13 protein-coding genes are annotated in these 18324 nt (G+C 53.9%); 7 read left to right on the top strand and 6 right to left on the bottom strand.

Features of this window, described 5'->3' with window-relative positions:
- Nucleotides 1-122: 122 nt before the first annotated feature.
- Nucleotides 123-1811, bottom strand: coding sequence for an acyl-CoA mutase large subunit family protein (locus QMG16_RS07405; protein ID WP_373878724.1), 1689 nt, complete (start codon nucleotides 1809-1811; stop codon nucleotides 123-125).
- A 767-nt stretch (nucleotides 1812-2578) separates the two neighbouring features.
- On the opposite strand from QMG16_RS07405, the gene QMG16_RS07400 reads away from it, so the two are divergent.
- Nucleotides 2579-3922, top strand: a complete 1344-nt coding sequence (locus tag QMG16_RS07400; RefSeq protein WP_281793335.1) for a restriction endonuclease subunit S domain-containing protein — start codon at nucleotides 2579-2581, stop codon at nucleotides 3920-3922.
- Nucleotides 3923-4105: 183 nt separating this feature from the next.
- On the opposite strand, the gene QMG16_RS07395 is transcribed toward QMG16_RS07400, so the two are convergent.
- Nucleotides 4106-5290, bottom strand: coding sequence for a radical SAM protein (locus QMG16_RS07395; protein WP_281793334.1), 1185 nt, complete (start codon nucleotides 5288-5290; stop codon nucleotides 4106-4108).
- Nucleotides 5291-5736: 446 nt separating this feature from the next.
- On the opposite strand from QMG16_RS07395, the gene QMG16_RS07390 reads away from it, so the two are divergent.
- Nucleotides 5737-6060, top strand: coding sequence for a recombinase family protein (locus tag QMG16_RS07390; protein ID WP_281793333.1), 324 nt, complete (start codon nucleotides 5737-5739; stop codon nucleotides 6058-6060).
- 80 nt (nucleotides 6061-6140) lie between these two features.
- Here QMG16_RS07390 and QMG16_RS07385 read toward each other — a convergent pair whose 3' ends face one another.
- Together QMG16_RS07385 and QMG16_RS07380 are read right to left on the bottom strand one after the other, a co-directional pair.
- Nucleotides 6141-6542 (bottom strand): Hsp20/alpha crystallin family protein, encoded by a 402-nt coding sequence (locus QMG16_RS07385; RefSeq protein WP_281793332.1) that lies wholly within the window; start codon nucleotides 6540-6542, stop codon nucleotides 6141-6143.
- Nucleotides 6543-6620: 78 nt separating this feature from the next.
- A complete protein-coding gene (locus QMG16_RS07380) occupies nucleotides 6621-7079 on the bottom strand; it encodes an Hsp20/alpha crystallin family protein (RefSeq protein ID WP_281793331.1) in 459 nt (152 codons plus the stop codon).
- Nucleotides 7080-7404: 325 nt separating this feature from the next.
- Here QMG16_RS07380 and QMG16_RS07375 point away from each other — a divergent pair, with 325 nt between their 5' ends.
- The 5 genes from QMG16_RS07375 (at nucleotide 7405) to QMG16_RS07355 (ending at nucleotide 16476) form a co-directional block, all read left to right on the top strand.
- Nucleotides 7405-11046: a UvrD-helicase domain-containing protein gene (locus tag QMG16_RS07375; protein ID WP_281793330.1), complete on the top strand. Its 3642-nt coding sequence runs from the start codon at nucleotides 7405-7407 to the stop codon at nucleotides 11044-11046.
- A 15-nt stretch (nucleotides 11047-11061) separates the two neighbouring features.
- Nucleotides 11062-12489, top strand: a complete 1428-nt coding sequence (locus tag QMG16_RS07370; RefSeq protein ID WP_281793329.1) for a cobyrinic acid a,c-diamide synthase CobB — start codon at nucleotides 11062-11064, stop codon at nucleotides 12487-12489.
- The gene (locus tag QMG16_RS07365; protein WP_281793328.1) at nucleotides 12482-14029 is read left to right on the top strand and encodes a cobyric acid synthase; all 1548 of its coding nucleotides are present in this window, start codon (nucleotides 12482-12484) and stop codon (nucleotides 14027-14029) included. Before QMG16_RS07370 ends, QMG16_RS07365 begins: the two co-directional genes overlap by 8 nt.
- 103 nt (nucleotides 14030-14132) lie before the next feature.
- Complete coding sequence (gene cbiB / locus QMG16_RS07360) at nucleotides 14133-15095, top strand: adenosylcobinamide-phosphate synthase CbiB (protein WP_281793327.1); 963 nt, start codon at nucleotides 14133-14135, stop codon at nucleotides 15093-15095.
- Nucleotides 15096-15384: 289 nt separating this feature from the next.
- Nucleotides 15385-16476: a pyridoxal phosphate-dependent aminotransferase gene (locus tag QMG16_RS07355; RefSeq protein ID WP_281793326.1), complete on the top strand. Its 1092-nt coding sequence runs from the start codon at nucleotides 15385-15387 to the stop codon at nucleotides 16474-16476.
- On the opposite strand, the gene QMG16_RS07350 is transcribed toward QMG16_RS07355, so the two are convergent.
- Together QMG16_RS07350 and QMG16_RS07345 are read right to left on the bottom strand one after the other, a co-directional pair.
- Entirely contained in the window at nucleotides 16464-16742 is a 279-nt protein-coding gene (locus QMG16_RS07350) for a cytoplasmic protein (RefSeq protein ID WP_281793325.1), read from the bottom strand. The two genes, QMG16_RS07355 and QMG16_RS07350, sit on opposite strands and share 13 nt — an antisense overlap.
- Before the next feature lie 176 nt (nucleotides 16743-16918).
- Nucleotides 16919-18277, bottom strand: a complete 1359-nt coding sequence (locus QMG16_RS07345) for an inositol-3-phosphate synthase (protein WP_281793324.1) — start codon at nucleotides 18275-18277, stop codon at nucleotides 16919-16921.
- Nucleotides 18278-18324: the final 47 nt, after the last annotated feature.

Here is an 18324-nt window from a genome sequence, read left to right as displayed (position 1 = left end):
CTCGAGGGGGGAATTAAAGGGGGGTGTCCGCTGCCGAGGTAGGTTTTCGGATAGGCTCTTAATATGGTCTGAAATGAATAGAAGTGTTTGACAGGTCAAAACCCAAAAGGGTCTGTCTTCCGTCAAAATGATCCCGGGTCACTGTAGGTGCCGAAAACCTCGCGATAAAGATCGCAGCACTCCTGCTCTGTAGCTCCGGCCCGTACGGCGTCGATCAAGGCGGGCATCACATTGTTCTCCCAGCACGGAGGGCCTTCACAGCGACGGCGAAGTTCGTCCATGGCCTTCTGGAGTCCGACCTTGTCCCGCTTTTCCTTGAACTGCTGCGTCCTCTCGATTTGCCCTCTTTCAACGGATTCATCGATCTTGAGAATGAATTCGAGTTCGGGCCGGTCGGATGGGTACTTATTGACACCGATAATCACCTTCTCGCCCCGTTCGATCTGTTGCTGAAAGTGGTAAGCTGCATCGGAGATTTCCATTTGCGGATAGTCTCGTTCGATGGCGGCGACCATGCCTCCGAGTTCATCCAATTTGCGGATATAGGCATTGGCCTCTTCTTCCATTTTGTCCGTGAGAGCTTCTACGAAGTAGGAACCGGCGAGTGGATCGATGACGTTGGCGACGCCCGCTTCTTCAGCCAGAATCTGTTGGGTTCGCAGGGCAATGAGGACGGCTTCTTCACTGGGAATCATGTAGACTTCATCCAGGGAATTGGTATGCAGGGATTGTGTGCCGCCGAGTATTCCGGCCAGAGCTTCTGTCGTGGTGCGAATGATGTTGTTGTAGGGTTCCTGGGCGGTGAGCGAACACCCTGCCGTCTGCGTATGGAAACGCATCAGCATGGACCTGGGATTTTTTGCGTGGAACCGGTCTTTCATGATGCGGGCCCACATGCGGCGGCCTGCCCGCATTTTGGCTATTTCCTCAAAAAAGTCGATGTGGGAATTCCAGAAGAAGGAAAGCCTTCCGGCGAAGTCATCGACATTGAGGCCTCTTTTTATACCTTCTTCCACATAGGTGATTCCATCGTAGATGGTGAAAGCCAATTCCTGGACCGCAGTGGAACCGGCCTCGCGAATATGATATCCGCTGATGCTGATGGTGTTCCAGCGGGGAACTTCCCGTGTTCCAAACTCGACGGTATCTGTGACTAGACGCAGACTTGGTTCGGGGGGGAGCATGAGAGTCTTCTGTGCAATGAATTCCTTGAGGCAATCGTTCTGGATGGTTCCTCCGAGTTTCTTGCGATCGAATCCTTCATTTTCGGCATTGGCGATATACATTGCCCAGATGATGGAAGCCGGAGGATTGATGGTCATGGAGGTGGTTACCTCCTCCAGGTTGATGTTGGCGAAAAGCCTCTGCATATCCTCGATGGTGTCGATGGCGACGCCGCATTTGCCGCACTCGCCTCGAGCCAGGGGAGAATCCGTGTCGTAGCCCATGAGGGTAGGGAAGTCGAAGGCCGTGCTCAGCCCCGTTTCCCCGTGATCGATGAGATAGTGAAAGCGCTGATTGGTATCCTGAGCGGTGCCGAGTCCGGCAAACATGCGCATGGTCCACAGGCGGGCCCGGTACATGGTGCTCTGGACCCCGCGCGTGTAAGGATACATGCCGGGAAGGCCGATGTCTTCAAAATAATCTTTGTCCTTGAGATCCAGAGGCGTATAAAGAGGCTTGATTTCGAGGTCCGAGACCGTGGAGAACCGCCCGAGGCGTTCGGGCATTTTTTTCAGTGCCTTGTTGTATTCGGCCTGCCATTCTTTGTATTCTTTTTCCATGCGTTCCAAGTCAGCTTCCGACATCATTTTTCCCATTGTATGTTACCTCCTCAACTTTTCACCCAAAACTGTGCGTCGATCATCTTCGGCAGACGTAACGCAACGCAGCGTGGTCCTTTGCCCTTTTCGGTCCTTTTCAAGGGATGGAAGCGTCTGCTTTACAGCAAACCTGTGCTGTCAGAGGTACGGCGGGAGTGTTTTGCGATCAAGGGAGGGCTGAGCCCATACCTCTCTGCCTGATCAGACCGGCATTTGGAAAACGAAAACCACCCCGTCATGCGGACCGAAATGCATTGGAAACTCAACTTCAAAACGATGAATCTCTGCGGAGCAAAAAATGAACGGCAACGGCAGGAGTCACAGGATGTGGAAGATGGGTATCTTATCCCCGCAGGATCCTGCCAGTCCGGCTCGGGGATAAAGAGTCTGGTTCTCTTTAAGCACAGCTAACACTTAAATCAGAGAGTTATATATTGTCAAACAAATTTTTCTTGACCGAATCATGACTCATGCGGTACTAGGAAGTTGTCTGGGTTATACCGCCTTGCAACTAAATACTGATTCGCTGACGGATTGCGCTTTCTCCTGTTCTCTCACCCCATTCGTCTTCCTGCGGTATTCCGATTCCATTCCATCATTTCCTTTGAATCATTCTCAGCAATATTTATATGGAAAAAAAATACATAAATGGAGAAGGGGGGTGTAGGTATTCCTTAAGCGATCCTGATTCGGAGAAGTCTAACGGATGGAATGAGTAAACTTTATGGGTGAAATTGCGAACAGAGGAGCACATTATGGCGGGAGAACTTCGAGCACGATGGGGGCAACCCCTGACCGGGATCATTTCTCTGGTAGTATTTACGCTAGTTGCTTGGATTACTTGGTTTCTTTTTAGCGATCCGCGTGGGCCTGTGGGCTCATTTCCTTATCCCTTTGTCATGTACCTGGCAATGATGATTCTTGTGGGGCTCTGGCAGCACATGTTCCTGGGGGACTGGCCGTTTCAAAATTTACCTCAGCCCCTTCGAGGAATTATTGAAACCATTGTCAATTTGATAGTCGTTTGGTTCGTGATTCATGTCATCTTTTACCGTGTGCTTGGTTTGGGTTTTAATTTCCTCAGCCAAAGCAATCTCAATGCCTTGGCCGAAGCGGGGAAAGTGCTGTTGCCCATCCCGCCCGAAGCCATTCAAAAAGCCATTGCGGATTCGCTCGCTGCAGGGCAGGCCATATTGCCGGAAATGAAGACCATGGGCCTGGATGCCATGAAAGCGAAGCACTTTGCCGAGAGCGCCGTGGTCTGTTACGTACTCATAGGTTTTTTCAGCTATCCTTTCGTGACCATTCTTTTTGGCAAATGGCCTGTTCGTCCCAGCGATCTTCCCCAACCTCAGGCGGGGTTGGCTGAAATCGGATGGTGTTCCACTCTGACCCTCTTTTTCTACACGGTGCTGATCGTACCCTTCTGGGGTATGGTTTTCGGAAAGACCCTGGGAACATCTATCGGCCTGAATTTCCCCTGGTGGGGCGACATTAATGGGACTCCTCACGTCCATTGGGTTTTCGGTTGGTGGGAATGGATGATCATCGTGCTTTTCATGACCCCCAATGTCTGGAGAATGAAGCCCTGGTCCCTCATCAAACTTCCCCAGCCCTGGAAAGGACTCATCTCTTTTATCTTCAACGTGGCCCTGGGATATCTCATTGCCCTCACCTGCGTGAAAATTGCCGGTGCCTGGCTGCCGGCCGACATGGGGCAGGTGATCGAACACGCAAAAGACAACATGACCCGTTTCCTCTGGTACCATGCCGCAGAAATTGCGGGCTTTACCCTGATTCCGTTCCTTATCTGGCACCATTATTTTGACGACATGTGTCCCATGTCGGACATCGATTCCTGGGGCGCCTTCTGGTTCAGGACAATTGGTGTTCTCGTTCTTTGCGCTTTGAACTATTATTTCTTTTATTACATCAACTTCGGCCATTGGGGCTTGGGAAACCATCACATGGAACACGGTATTGCAGAAAGACTGCTCCATGGCGAATCCCTCATCTGGAACTTCTGGTGGATCATTCCGCTTCTCTGGAACGAGTGGTTCTTCCACAAATGGCCCTTTTACGTTCATGAGCATCACTAAGAGCCTATCCAAAAACCTACCTCGGCAGCGGACATCCCCCTTTAATTCCCCCCTCGAGGGGGGACCAAGGGGGGTGTCGCAAAGTCCACAGGTGGTTTCCGGATAGGTTCTGAATCGCTTGTCCGTTCATGCCGAGGTGTCGCAGCATGAACGGACAAGGTCCTTGAATTGTGAAGTTCACACTCAAATATATTGATCCCCCAGCTCCGTGATGATCTGTTCCAGATCCGCCCCGGATTCGGCTTCCAAATCGCGGCGCGCCTTTTCCAGGCGGGCTCGCAGGGATGGATCCCACAAATCATCAACGGATTGCAATGCTCCACCCCGACGGCCGAGGCGGTAAAGCAGTCTGTCTTCATAAGGCAGATCCAGGTAGCGGTCGATTACCGAGAGCATGCTCCCTTTGTCCTGGGGAAAGGTGCCTTGCACATCGCCCAATAAATTCATGATGTGATCCGATGTGAGTTTGCTCTGGATTCCCTCCAGCGATTCAATCAGGAGGCGGATCTCGCGGACCGTGTCATCGTCCGGGAGAGGGGTGAACCGACCTGCAACCTTGTCCTGGTACAGGGGCGTCCGGGGAGGGATCCGCAGACTTCTTAACCGAATAAAATGAGGATCGATGGCGTTGAGAACCCTTGCCGTCTCCAGTGCGTGATCCCTGGAGAGCTCCCGGCCGCCCAACCCGGGCATGATGTATTCGGAAAGCGTCATGCCGGCCTGGATGACCTTGCGCCCGGCTTCGATATGTTGTGCTGCGGTGGTGCCCTTCTTGACGAATTGGAGAACCCGGTCCGATCCGCTTTCCAGACCGATATGTATCCTGTCCAACCCCGCCTCGCGAATTTCCTGCAGTTCATCCAGGTTTTTTCGTGCGATGGTGCTGCTTCGGGCATAGGAAGTGATGCGCCTGACTCCGGGGACCTGCGCCTTGAGGTAAACCAATGCCTGTACCAGTTCCTCTGAAGGCAGCATGAGACTGTTGGCATCCTGAATGAAAACGGTTCCTTTGCCGGAAAAATACCATACCGCCACATGGCGGAAGATATTGCCGTAGCGGTTGCTGGTGAGGACCGCATTCAAGACCGGGCGGGTCAACCGGCCTCCCTCCCCCATGGAATGAGAAATGAGATGGAGTTTCTCGATAATCTTGTGAACGGTGTCGATATCCCTCCGGATTTCTCCCAAGGATCTCCGGCTGAATTTCTGCCCTTTGTACACGGGGCAAAAGGTGCATTTGTTCCAGGGGCAGTTTCTTGTGAAACGCAGCAGAAGGCTTCCCGCTTCACTGGGAGGCCGAATGGGTCCTTGTTCGAACCAGAATGTATCACTCATCTGTTTTGGATCATCGTATTTTCCACAATCCATGGCTTTCCCCGAATATGTTCAAAAAATCGTCATGTCCGTTTGTCGTTATCCATGAAGTCTCATGTCGATGTAATGCGATGGAGGATATGCCATCAGACTTTCTTCATCCATCAGTCATTTGAATCAGGTCTATAGATAATCCATAAACCATTTGCCATCAACCTCCGGCTCCCGTTCGATGGGAAATAATTCTCGTCCCTCCTCCCGGTCTCAGGGGCAATGCTGTTGAATGAAAAAATCTGTTCCCCCCCTCAAGGGGGCAGGGGGGTAGGTTTTTCAAAATGAAAACTGCGGCGGCTCTAAGCATCCGGTTGTTTTCAAGAGAAATATTGAGTATACTGCCACCGCATTTTTTATGGGCGCCAAAAGATAACTTTTTAATTTATATTAATGATATTAATATCTTAATAGATCACGGAATGGAATGAATAGGGAGTGCATGTAGGATGGCAGATAAAATTACGGCAATTTACCTGATGGTGCGTTATGAGGAATTGAAGCCTGAAGATCAGGGCAGCTATGAAGCTCCGCTCAAGAGGCAAAAGGAAGAGTGTTTGCGGTTTCTGGAACAGAAAACAGGGGAAAAAAAAGAGGAGAATGTTGAAGTTTATACAAAACGCAGCCAGCTTCTGAAGGATATTGAAAGGGATCGCGTCCAGCGACTGGTGGTCTACAGCGTGGACCGGCTGGGGTCCAATAAAGAGGAAATCGATGGGCTGCTTTATGAACTTCAATTACGCCAGGTTGAGCTGCTGAGCGTAACCGAATAAGCTTCGATAAGGATGGAAGATCTGCCGGTTGAATACATTGAGTCAACCGGCAGGGGACTGTTGGCTGAATGAAATCGGGATCAGCCTTCCTTGATGGTGATTTTGCGAGCCTTCATGGTTTCGGCCTTGGGCAGAGTGAGTGTCAGAACCCCATCTTTCATTCCTGCTTCAATCTTGGACTGATCGATGGTTCTCCCCAGACTGAATTCCCTGGAATAATCCCCCACTCCGTATTCCTGAATCAAAATACGCTCCTTGCCGGACTCTTCCAGTGAGACCGTCCCGCGAAGGATCAGCTGATTGTCATGAATGTCGATGGAGACATTCTCCGGCTTCACACCGGGCATGTCGGCCACAAGAATCAGTGCGTCTGCAGATTCATAAATATCGACTGCGGGAATATATACGGGAACATCGCGGGTGCTTTCACCCGCAGCCTTCACTTCCATTTTTTCACGGGCTTGCAGATCTTTTTCCGTCATGTGGGTCATCCTCCTCTTATTCCGGCCGTTTGGATTCGACTGGAAAAACAGAATAGAGCCTGAAATGGGTCACATGGATCAGTCGGTTTTTACCTGAATTTGCTTGGGAAGTACTTCGGGTGCCTTGGGAAGAACGATTTTGAGGACACCATCCTTCAGACTGGCATCTACAGCATTGGGATCGATCTTTGTGGGCAGAGTGAGAATGCGGCGAAAACGCCCTGCCTCGCGTTCACGGCGGTGATAATTGACTCCTTCGCCCGCTTCCTTGAGCTTTCTCTCGCCACGAAGGGTCAGAGTGTCTCCCTCCACAGAAATTTCCAGGTCTTCGGACTTCAAGCCGGGCAGTTCGGCGCGTACATAGATGTTTTGAGTGTCTTCACTCACATTGACTGCAGGATAGACTCCGACCTGAAAAGGTGACATGCTTCTCAATCCGAGATCCGAGAACAATCGATTCATTTCCTTGTGCAGGCGCTCTATTTCCCGCATGGGATTGGGAACTTCAGGATAGTCAGACCAACGAATGATTGCCATGGGTTATGTCTCCTTTCTTATTGTTTTAACTGGATTATTTCAAAAAGATCATGGAGTGCAAATTAATCATACCCCCTCCAAGTGTCAAGACGAATCCATCCGCTCGCCTGCCTTGTTTCCCGGTAGCCCTGTTGGTGGATTGACTTTTGGAAGGGGGGCGTCTAAAGATGAGCGGGTGCTTTTTTCGACTGAGGGTGTCCTTTAACTCTACAATGGGACTTTTGCCATATAATTCTCAATTCTATGTCGCAGGATGAATGAATGCTTCCTTGGCCCTCACGGCGGCCGAAGGAGTGCAGCGAAGTTCTGTGAGATACAAGGTTTTATGAGCAAACAAAAGGGTTCCTCAAATATTTCGACGACATGTGAGCCTCTGTTGGCGGATGCCGATCAGCGGCGCCGGGCCCTGGATCCAACGTCTAGTTTTCACCTCGAGGCGCCGGCGGGGTCAGGGAAGACATTTCTCCTCACGGCGCGATTCCTGCGCCTTTTGGGAATTGTGGAGCATCCTCAGCACATTCTGGCCCTCACCTTCACCAACAAGGCTGCGGGAGAAATGCGGGAACGGGTTGGGCGGTACCTGAGCCGCGCCGGGAAACTCGATGCAGCTTCCAACGAGCCGGATGCCGAACTGCTGGAAATGGCGGCAAAGGCCCTTGCCCGGCACAAACGCTACGAGGATCTTCTTCTGGGGGGGGAGCTCCTGCGCATCCAGACCTTTCATTCCTTCTGCTATTCCCTGGTGAGCCAGGCCCCCCTGGAAGCCGGCGTGGTTCCGGGGGCCGATCTTCTGGTGGAACCGGATCAGCTCTTTTTCTTGCGGGAAGTGATCGACGAAACCCTTCAGAACCTTTTAAATCGTCCCGTAGAGGATCCTGCGCGTCTTGCTGTGGAAAACCGGCTCCTCTACCTCAACAATTCCTGGCCCATGCTGGTTCAGGAACTGGAAGATCTCATGCAGCGGCGCGAGACCCTCGGAGATCTCATTCATATACTCGGTCGGAAAGAGGTGAATGAGTACGTCCTCCAGGGCATTCGGGAACTTGTGGAATCTGAACTCACCGGCTTGAAGTCCGTCTTCGAACGCTGCGATCTGGCTCGTATGTGGCTTCATTTCATGGACGATCTCTCAGCGCACAAGGCTGTTGCGGGATCGGAGTTTCCGGCCGAAGTCCCCGGAGCGTCCTGGGAATCGCTGCAATCCTGGCAACGTATGGCCGAAGGGTTTCTCACGAAAAACGGGCAGCCGCGAAAAAAGTTTGGACCCGCTACCGGTTATTATACGGGGTTTGCCAAAACGGAATGGGCCCGTTATATCCAGGATATGAACGAGGCCGTAGCGGAACGGCTCCATCAGGCCAGAGGGCTTCCTCTGCCCGAGTCCGCGCCGCCCGATACGGATGTCCTGCTGGACCTCGTTCTCATCCTGAACGAGCTCATCGGAACCTACGAAGAGCGATGCCGCAGGCAGCGGCTGCTCGATTTTTCAGCCCTGGAAATGGCCGCCATCCGCCTCTTCGACACTACCACCCCTTCAGACCTGCAGCTCTTGTTGGACCAGCAGATCCATCACGTGCTCATCGATGAGTTCCAGGATACGAACTATCAGCAGTGGAACCTCCTGCGGCGGCTCTGTTCCGGATGGACGCCGGGAGACGGCAGAACGCTCTTTGTGGTAGGTGACCCCAAGCAATCCATCTACGGTTTTCGCAAGGCGGAAGTACGGCTCTTTCAAGAGGCGAAAAAGGGCGTTCCGCTGGATTCCTATCAGACCCTGCCGCTGATTCCCCTCGTGCTCCACACAAATTTCAGGTCCCGTTCCCACCTCATCGAGTGGTGCAATGACCTCTTCAGTCGAACGGTCATGGCCGATCCCCTTCTGGAAAAGGACGAGGTGGAATTTGCCGAAGCCGCGCCTTCCCCCAAAACCCTTGAGGAAGAAAGAGGATGCAAAGGGGCAAATCCTGGAGAGGATCGGTGCGGCGCACCGACAGCAGGGGGTTCACCCCTTCAAAGTCCAGCGCTTCCCGCCTTTCCTCCGGAACTGGCCTTGTTTGCGGCGTGGCCTGAAGGCCTTTCCGCCCGTAAGCGTGAGGCCGGATGGATGGCTCATCGCATTCGGCAGCAGTTGGAGGAATCCGGTCCTGAACATCAGGTGGGCATTCTGCTCTTCGCCCGTACCCATTTGCCCATATACCTGGAGGCTCTGCAGCAGGGGGGAGTCGCCGTTCAAGTAGCGGAAGGCCTCAAGCTCATGGAACGGCCGGAAGTACAGTACCTCTGGCAGCTCTGCCGGGCGCTCGTCCTGCCGCAGGACCATCTGGCCTGGGCGTCCCAACTGCACAGCCCCTGGTTGACTCTGAATTATGGTGAAATTTACGCCATTTTTTGTGAGGAACCCGGAGTATGGGTGGAAAAAATCCGCGTTTTTGCCCAAAAAGATCAGCGTGTGGCGGATTTCTGGGAAAACCTTCGCGGCGCGAGGCAGCACCTGGGGCATGAACCTCTTGCGGATGTACTGGAAGCCGCCTGGATCGAACTCGAGGGGGTGAAACATGTCGCCCGGCGTTGGGGCAGCCGCGGGATCGCTTCCTGCCGCCAGTTCCTTGAAATCATGAGGGAGGCTGAAGTGCATGAACCGGTGCAGACCCTCATGCGGGCGGAACAGCTCCTGGAAAATGCATACGAACCCGTAGATCCCGACACGGCCCTCTCGCGCGTCTCCGTCATGACCGTGCACCGAGCCAAAGGGCTGGAATTCGATACGGTCTATCTTCCTTTTCTGGACTGGAATCCTGTGGCCCGGGAGAGAACCAATCAACCGCCTTATCTTCTGGAACGGGTGCCGGGGCGCAGCGACCGGCATCTTCTGGCGGTGCGACCCGACCGGAGGCGGTCAGATCCGGATCTCCTCTACCGGTTGCTTCTCGACACCCATGTGGGAAGGCGCTGGGGAGAGTCCAAGCGGCTTTTCTACGTGGCGCTGACTCGAGCTCGAAGCAGGCTGCTCCTGAGTGGTATCGTCCCCTTCAAAAATGACGGGGAACAGGTTGTTTTTCCTTCCAAAACGCCTTTGAACTGGCTGAATGAGCATTACGGTCTGCGGGAATGGCTTTCCTTCCCCGAGGTGAAGAACGGACAGTTCCCGCCGGGGGAATCGCCGGCCTCCGCCAAAAAACCGGCAGGCATCGAATCCGCGATCTCTCCCACGCTGGAAACGCCTTTCAGTAAAGAGATGCGATGGGAGAGTGAAGCAGGCAAATTTCAAATCGTCCTGGAACCGCAGATCCCACCGCTTGCCGCCGTCCCTTTTGACGGCAGCCCTGCGGTTGAGATCCATCCCGCCCCCTTTGAACGTGAAAAACCGCTCTTTAAAATCTTGAATCCCTCTTCCTTCGTGCGTGAAGATCCTGCGGAATTTCCCATCGACGGAACGGAAGAAGCGGGACCGGTTGACGCCCCCCGCATCCGGGGCATTCTGGTGCATCGTCTGCTGGAAGTTTACGGGAGGGAAAAGCGGCTGCCGCCTCCTGAAGGCGTCTGCAGCTATTTGAAACGGCAGGGTATAGCCGGGGAGGATGCCTGCAAAATGGGGGAATCCGCTCTGGCCGAAGTGCATGCATGCCTCGCCGACCCCTGGCTCCGGAGGTTTTATGACCTTCCCGAACAGGATCGCTGCGTGGAATATGCCCTGGAGGGGCTGCACACGTCACGGACACTGTATGTCGGGGTTGTGGACCTGGCGGCTTGTATTGAGGGAATCTGGTGGCTGGTGGACTTCAAGACATCGAAGCCCCATTCGACCGATGCTTCACCCGATGCTTTCTGCCGTGGTGAGCTTGAAAAATATCGCTCCCAACTCATGGCCTACCGGGAAATGTGGGCCAAATGCAGGCAACTGAAAATGGACGCCGTTCGAGCCGCCATCTACTGGACCGCCCTGCAACGCTGGGAGATTGTTGAATGAACAAGGAAAACGGAGATGAGTCGTAAACATGCTTTTGTCGTGGCCGGAACTCAGAGCGGGTGCGGCAAGACCACGCTCACGCTGGCGCTGCTTGCCGCCTACAAGGCCCGCGGACTGAAGGTGCAGCCTTTCAAGGTCGGACCTGATTTTATAGACCCAGGTTTTCACACCCGAATGGCGGGTTTGGAGTCTCGAAATCTGGACGGCTGGATGCTCACCCGTGACTACAACCTCACGCTCTTTCACGATTGCCTCTCCCGCGCGGATCTTGGGGTGGTGGAGGGTGTGATGGGCCTCTTTGACGGGTACGACGGCAAAACCGAATCGGGGAGTACGGCGGAGATGGCCAAATGGCTGGGGATTCCCGTGGTCCTGGTGGTAGATGCCCGGAGCATGGCGCGCAGCGCCGCCGCCCTCATCTACGGCTTCAGCCGTTTCGATCCGGATCTACAACTGGCGGGGGTCATTTTCAACCGGGTTGGGGGACCGGGGCACCTGGAATATCTCAGGGAAGCCATGAGCGCCAACCTGCCTGAAATTCCCGTGCTTGGAGGAATTCCGCGCGACGAGTTCATCCGCATGCCCGAGCGGCATTTGGGGCTCGTAACGGCCGATGAGTCTCCTCTTGACCCGCAGCACAAGGATAAACTGATCGACCTGGTGGAACGCTATGTCGATCTGGATCTCTTGCTGGAACGTGCCGAATGTTTTCATGAGCAGACACCGGGGCAGGGCGGAAGGGGGGATGCACCATGGAAAAAGGAGTCTTCTCGAATCGTTTCCCCTTCCCCCCTCATTGCGGTTGCCCGGGATGCGGCTTTTTGTTTTTATTACCCGGACAATTTTGAGTTACTGGAAAGGGCAGGTGCCGGACTCCATTTTTTTTCGCCCCTGGCCGGCGAGACTTTTCCGGAAGAGACTTCGGGACTTTACCTGGGGGGCGGGTACCCGGAGCTTTTCGCCGAGAACATCTCCGGCCAGAAGGTCTTCCTCGAGTCCGTTCGAAAACGGGCTGCACAAGGGATGCCCATTTACGCCGAATGCGGCGGCCTGATGGTCTTGGGGCGTTTCATTGTAACCCTTGAAGGGGATAAATACCCCATGGCGGGCATTCTTCCTTTCGGGACTCGAATGCTGAACCGCAGGAAGGCCCTGGGGTATACCGAAGTGGTCCTGCGCGAATCCTGCCTGCTGGGTGAAGCGGGATCGATTCTCAGGGGGCACGAATTCCATTATTCGGAGATCGTGGACGACGGAGTGGGATCGACAGCGGAACTTCACCGGGTCTACGATCTGCACCACCGCAAGTATGCAGAAGTCCGGCAGGAAGGGTACCGGGTCGGATCGATTCTGGCCAGTTACATTCATCTTCACTGGGGAAGCGCACCGGGGGCGCCTGCCGCCTTTGTAAAATATTGCAGGGAGTTTCAAACTGATGACTGACAAGGCAAAATCCCTGATGTTTTTGGGGACGGGTTCGGACGTGGGCAAGAGCGTGCTTGCTGCCGCTTTTTGCCGTATTCTGAAGCAGGACGGTTTTCGAGTGGCCCCTTTCAAGGCCCAGAACATGGCTCTCAATTCCTATATCACCCCTGAAGGCGGCGAAATGGGGCGGGCTCAAGTGGTTCAGGCGGAAGCCGCCGGAATCGAGCCCCATGTGGATATGAACCCGGTTCTCCTGAAACCCACTTCCCAAATGGGATCGCAGGTGATCGTGAAAGGAAAGTCCATAGGAAACCTTTCCGCAAGGGATTACTACGAATACAAGACGAACCTTGTTCCCATCGTTCGGGAATGTTTCGAGCGGCTCTCCAGCCAGTATGACGTGATCGTTTTGGAAGGGGCGGGGAGTGCCGTCGAACTGAACCTCAAGGAGCACGATCTGGTGAATCTTTCCATGGCGGAAATGGCCGACGCACGCTGCATCCTTGTGGGAGATATTGACCGGGGAGGCATTTTCGCCGCTTTGCTGGGAAGTTATATGCTCATGACCCCTCGGGAGCAGGAGCGGATCATGGGGTTCATGGTCAATAAGCTGAGGGGGGATCCGCAACTCTTCACCAGTGGAATCGAGATCCTGGAATCCCGTTCTTCGCGGCCTGTTCTGGGTGTCATTCCCCATTTCAACCATATCGCCCTTCAGGAGGAAGACAGCGTGGCCCTGCAGCGCCGCATGCAGCAGGCGGTCAAAAAGGTTTCTGAAAACGGTCTTGCCATCGGTGTGGTACGGCTGCCTTTTATTTCCAATTATACGGATTTCGACTGCTTTGAGCAGGAAGCGGGAGTGGACCTCATCTATTTTGACCGTCCCGCCGAGGTTTTTCATTTCGATGCGGTGATCCTTCCCGGAAGCAAGAATACTCTCGAGGACCTGGATTTCTTGAAAAAGAGCGGTCTTTCCGATGCGATCCTGGCCTTTTACAAGGGGGGCGGGACCGTAGTGGGGCTCTGCGGCGGCTACCAGATGATGGGGCTTTGCGTGCAGGACCCTCACGGTGTGGAAAGCGGTCTGCGTGAGGTGACCGGCTTGGGACTCCTGGAAATGGAAACGGAAATGTATCTCGAGAAAATCACATCCCAGATCGAAGCCCTGCCCGTAGCGACCGACTGCTGGATGGGATCTGCGCAGGGCCCCTTGAGCGGCTACGAGATTCACATGGGAAGGAGCGTTTCCAGGGGAGCCGCCCAGCCTCTTTTCCATATCACCCGCAGGGATGGCCGGGAGGCGGATTTCCTGGACGGCTTGACGCAACCCGACGGCAGAGTGTGGGGTACCTACATTCACGGTATTTTCGATAACGATGACTTCCGAAGGAAATTCATCGAGGAAGTGCGGCGCCGCTCCGGAAAGACCACTGTGGCCGTGTCCGCCAATTTTTCCTACAGGCGGTGGAAAGAAACTCAATACGACCTTCTTGCGGAGCACGTTCGAAAATACACGGACATAAATCGAATCTATCGCGAACTCGGGATCAGGGAGTAGGGGGGCTGACGACGAATAAAACCCCTTCTGATGATCTCATTTTTCATGTTCCCGCTACCTCTCCACAGGTTTTTTGTCGGGATATTCAATACAGGGAGAGAACATGGTATTTCTTCCTTGGCACTTTGCAGCGGCTTATATTCTGGATCTTCTCGTAGGAGATCCCAGGTGGTGGCCTCATCCCATTCGCTGGATCGGGCGTTTCATCACCGCGGTGGAACGTGTTTTCTACGACGAAAAGGCATCTCATGGACTGAAGGGTTTACAGGGTGCCGTGTTCTGGATGACGGTCGTTTTGGGAGTCATCAGCGGAACCATTGTTATTTTGGGGATTGCTTCGCATGTTCATCCCGTTTTTGAAACAGCGGTTCTGATCTGGCTCGCTTTTACGACGCTGGCCACACGGAACCTGCACCAGGAATCGGTCAAAGTGGCCAAAGCCCTGGGCGAGGGAAATATCGTCAAGGCCCGGGAAAAACTGGCCTGGATCGTGAGCCGGGATACCTCACAGCTCGAAGAACAGGACATCGTGAGGGCCCTCGTGGAAACGGTTTCCGAAAACATCAGCGATGGAATCGTTGCCCCCCTCTTCTATCTCTCATTGGGCGGACCCGTGGCGGCCATGGCCTACAAAGCCATGAACACCATGGATTCCATGGTGGGATATATGAACGATCGTTATCGGTATTTCGGCTGGTTTGCCGCCAGGGCGGACGACCTGTTCAACTGGATACCTGCACGCCTGAGCGGATTGCTTCTCGTGGGAGCCTCCGCCATCATGAGGCTTGATTGGCGTAAAGCCTGGAATGTCATGCGCCGCGATGCCCGCAAGATGAAAAGCCCCAACGCGGGTTATCCTGAAGCAGCCGCGGCTGGAGCTCTCAATGTCCAGTTGGGAGGGACCAACATCTATTTCGGCCGGCCGGTGGAAAAGCCCACTCTGGGCGATGCTGGTGAAACCCTGAGTCTCGATACCTATCGTGCCATGATCCGCCTCATGTACTTGACCTCTGCACTGGCGTTTTTTCTGGCTCTTGGAATACGCACTCTGTTCGTTCTCTATTAGTGCGACATTGTCACATGAACCACAGAGACACGGAATGCGCAGAGAAAGACTCTCAAATAAAATCTCCGTGTCTCCGTGGTTCAAATGAAATCTGACAATGTCAAGTTAAGCTCTGTACGCAAACTTAGTAGCTCCTTGGAATGATAGGCGTTACGTCATTCCGGCGAAAGCCGGAATCCAGATTCTATCAGGCTTTCTGGACCCCGGCTTTCGCCGGGGTGACGGTCATCATAGGAGTAAGGCGAGTTTGCGTACACGCCCTAGCCTCATTGGGAAGGAGAAGTTCCGCATGGCTATTGTTCACGGCGGCAATGTCTATGAAATCGCAGCGCGTTTGGGGTGCTCCCCCGACTCCCTGTTGGACTACAGCGCAAGCATCAATCCCCTTGGGCCGCCTCCCGGTCTCATGGAAGAGTTCACCACCTGCTTCCACCGCCTGCAGCACTATCCCGACATCGCCAATCGTTCCCTCATCGAAGCCCTGTCGCGCTTTCATGGCCTTCCAGAAAACCGGATTGTCGTCGGTAACGGTTCAACGGAGCTTATCTACTGGCTGCCGAGGGCCCTGGAGATGCGAAAGGGCGGGGTGGTGCTCCCGACCTTTGGGGAATACCGCAAGGCGTTTGAACTGCAGGGTGTGGAAATGCAGCGGGTGGTGACTGTGCCCGATACCCATTTCCAGCCCACGGTGGAACAACTGGATACCCTGTGCGACAAGGTTTCCCCCGAGGCCATCCTCTTCACACATCCGGGAAGCCCTTCAGGCACACTGCTCTCGCCGGCCGTACGGGAGTGGATTCGCGAAAAAAGCCGGCCGGGCGGCATTGTCTGTATCGTGGATGAAGTCTTCGTGGATTTTTGTGAAGAGGAATCGCTGAAGCGGACTCTCACGGAATCATGCAAGCTGGTCCTCATTCGATCCATGACGAAGTTCTACGGCATTCCGGGGTTGCGTCTGGGATACCTGCTGACTTCCGATGATATTGCGGCCCGCATGCGCCATTTCCTGCCCCCATGGTCCGTCAATACGCTGGCTCAGATAGCCGGTGCCTTCTGCCTCGGCCAGGACGCCTACCGGCGGGAGACTCTGAAGCTGGTGGAACATGAAAGGACGGAATTTGCGCGGCAGCTGGAAAAACTGGATGGCTTGAAGGTCTACCCGGGACGGGCCAATTATCTGCTTGTGGAACTGGGAAGGAAGCTTCCTCCAGCCGCTGTTTTGCAGGAGGAGCTGCTCCATTCCCGTGGAATTCTCATTCGTGACTGCAGTTCCTTCGAAGGGCTGAACGAACACTTCATTCGATTGGCCGTCCGGCTGCCCGAGCAGAATCGACGGGTATTGGACGGCATCACGGATTGGGTGCGGTCTCACTCTTCGTGAGAATGGTGGTGCGAATGTCCCTCCTCCTTGAGGAAGAGTTTGTGATATTCATTGTCGTCCAGATGCTTTCTCATGAGGTTGCTGATCATCACGAAGACATGTTCGATTTCTGCATCGCTCATCCGGGGCATTATGACCTTGAGGAGATCATCGTCGGAGAATTTTTGCAGGTAGTACATGAGTGACTTTTCGTCCACTTCACGCGAAAGTCCGAAAGCCACCAGTCCTTCATAATTTTCCACAAACGTGTGACTGTGTTCTGTCATATGGGTCATCCGTATTTTCAAAAAGTGAGTCTTTTAGCGCGGCAGTGTCACATTAACCACGGAGACACGGAGAGCACGGAGAAAGACCTTCAAATGAAATCTCCGTGCCCTCCGTGTCTCCGTGGTTGAGATGAAATCCGACAATGTAAAAAGTTAGAGGCTGCCTGAAAATCCCCCTATTTCTCCTCGTTCTCGTCGTCTTTCATATAATAATCGAGCCCGAAGTGGGTGATCTGGTCTTCACCCATGAGATAGCGCAAGGTGTTCTTGAGCTTCATGCTCTGAATGAAAAGATCGTGCTCGGGATAGAGGTTCTCTTTGTGCATGGGGCTCTTGAAGTAGAAAGAGAGCCATTCCTGAATGCCGCTCAAGCCCACCCGCTGGGCCAGGTCCATAAAGAGCACCAGGTCCAGGACCAGCGGAGCGGCCAGGATGCTGTCACGGCACTGGAAGTCGACTTTGATCTGCATGGGGTACCCCAGCCATCCGAAGATGTCGATGCAGTCCCAACCTTCCTTGTTGTCCCCGCGAGGCGGATAATAGTTGATGGTGACCTTGTGATAGTAGTTCTTGTAGAGGGATGGATAGAGCTGGGGCTGCAAAATGTATTCGAGGACGGAAAGCTTGCTTTCCTCTTTGGTCTTGAAGGAATCCTTGTCGTCCAGGACCAGTCCGTCGCGGTTGCCGAGAATGTTGGTGGAATACCACCCCTCGAGGCCCAGCATGCGGGATTTGAGGCCGGGAGCCAGGATGGTCTTCATGAGGGTCTGGCCGGTTTTGAAATCCTTGCCCGCGATGGGAAGATTGTTTTGTGAAGCCATTTCCACCATGGCCGGAACATCCACCGTGAGGTTGGGTGCGCCATTGATGAAGGGAATGCCGCTTTCCATGGCTGCGACGGCATAGAGCATACTGGGGGGAATCCGGGAATCGTTGGCATCGATGGCTTTCTGGAGTGCCTCGACGGATTGGTGGATTTCTTCGCATTGAAGGTAGACTTCCGTGCTTCCACACCAGATCATGATGCAGCGTTCGCACCCGTTTTGATCCTTGAACCGACGAATGTCTTCCTTCAAAGCTTCCACCTGGGCGCGGAGGTTGTTTTCCTCCTTGATGTATTTTCCATCGAGATTTTTAACGAAACGACGGTCGAAAACGGCTTTCATGGGGGTAATGCCGCGCAGGAAGTCCTTGATCGGTTCGATGTGTTCGCGTTTGAGAACGCGGGCGAACATAGCGGCCTCGTAACCATTGGCCTCATAGAGGTCCCAGCCCCCGAAAACCAGATCGTCGAGGGATGCCAAGGGAACGAAATCCTTGATCCTGGGAGATCTGCGTTCAAAACGTTTCCCGAGCCGAATGGTTCCCAGTTGAGTCAGGGAGCCGATGGGCGAAGCGAGCCCTTTGCGTACGAGTTCGACTCCAGCGATGAATGTTGTGCTCACGGCTCCACCGATGCCGGGGATCAGTACCCCCAGTTTTCCGGTTGGCGCTGTGATCTGCTCCTTCAGCTTCAGATTTTTTTCTTTCAACATTGTCCTCCGTTATTTCAGACCATATTGCAGACCATTTTGCATTACCC

Origin of the sequence: Desulforhabdus amnigena (assembly GCF_027925305.1) — a bacterium.
GTDB lineage: Bacteria > Desulfobacterota > Syntrophobacteria > Syntrophobacterales > Syntrophobacteraceae > Desulforhabdus > Desulforhabdus amnigena.
Note: the sequence above shows the minus strand (reverse complement) of the source record. Positions and strands in the feature narration are given on the sequence as shown.

Bases quoted from the DNA above. Each gene is read 5' to 3' on its own strand.
- QMG16_RS07350 (WP_281793325.1), bottom strand. From the start codon at position 16,742: ATGACAGAACACAGTCACACGTTTGTGGAAAATTATGAAGGACTGGTG.
- cbiB (WP_281793327.1), top strand. From the start codon at position 14,133: ATGGTATTTCTTCCTTGGCACTTTGCAGCGGCTTATATTCTGGATCTT.
- QMG16_RS07380 (WP_281793331.1), bottom strand. From the start codon at position 7,079: ATGGCAATCATTCGTTGGTCTGACTATCCTGAAGTTCCCAATCCCATG.
- QMG16_RS07385 (WP_281793332.1), bottom strand. From the start codon at position 6,542: ATGACGGAAAAAGATCTGCAAGCCCGTGAAAAAATGGAAGTGAAGGCT.
- QMG16_RS07370 (WP_281793329.1), top strand. From the start codon at position 11,062: ATGAGTCGTAAACATGCTTTTGTCGTGGCCGGAACTCAGAGCGGGTGC.
- QMG16_RS07395 (WP_281793334.1), bottom strand. From the start codon at position 5,290: ATGGATTGTGGAAAATACGATGATCCAAAACAGATGAGTGATACATTC.
- QMG16_RS07400 (WP_281793335.1), top strand. From the start codon at position 2,579: ATGGCGGGAGAACTTCGAGCACGATGGGGGCAACCCCTGACCGGGATC.
- QMG16_RS07375 (WP_281793330.1), top strand. From the start codon at position 7,405: ATGAGCAAACAAAAGGGTTCCTCAAATATTTCGACGACATGTGAGCCT.
- QMG16_RS07355 (WP_281793326.1), top strand. From the start codon at position 15,385: ATGGCTATTGTTCACGGCGGCAATGTCTATGAAATCGCAGCGCGTTTG.
- QMG16_RS07345 (WP_281793324.1), bottom strand. From the start codon at position 18,277: ATGTTGAAAGAAAAAAATCTGAAGCTGAAGGAGCAGATCACAGCGCCA.
- QMG16_RS07365 (WP_281793328.1), top strand. From the start codon at position 12,482: ATGACTGACAAGGCAAAATCCCTGATGTTTTTGGGGACGGGTTCGGAC.
- QMG16_RS07390 (WP_281793333.1), top strand. From the start codon at position 5,737: ATGGCAGATAAAATTACGGCAATTTACCTGATGGTGCGTTATGAGGAA.
- QMG16_RS07405 (WP_373878724.1), bottom strand. From the start codon at position 1,811: ATGATGTCGGAAGCTGACTTGGAACGCATGGAAAAAGAATACAAAGAA.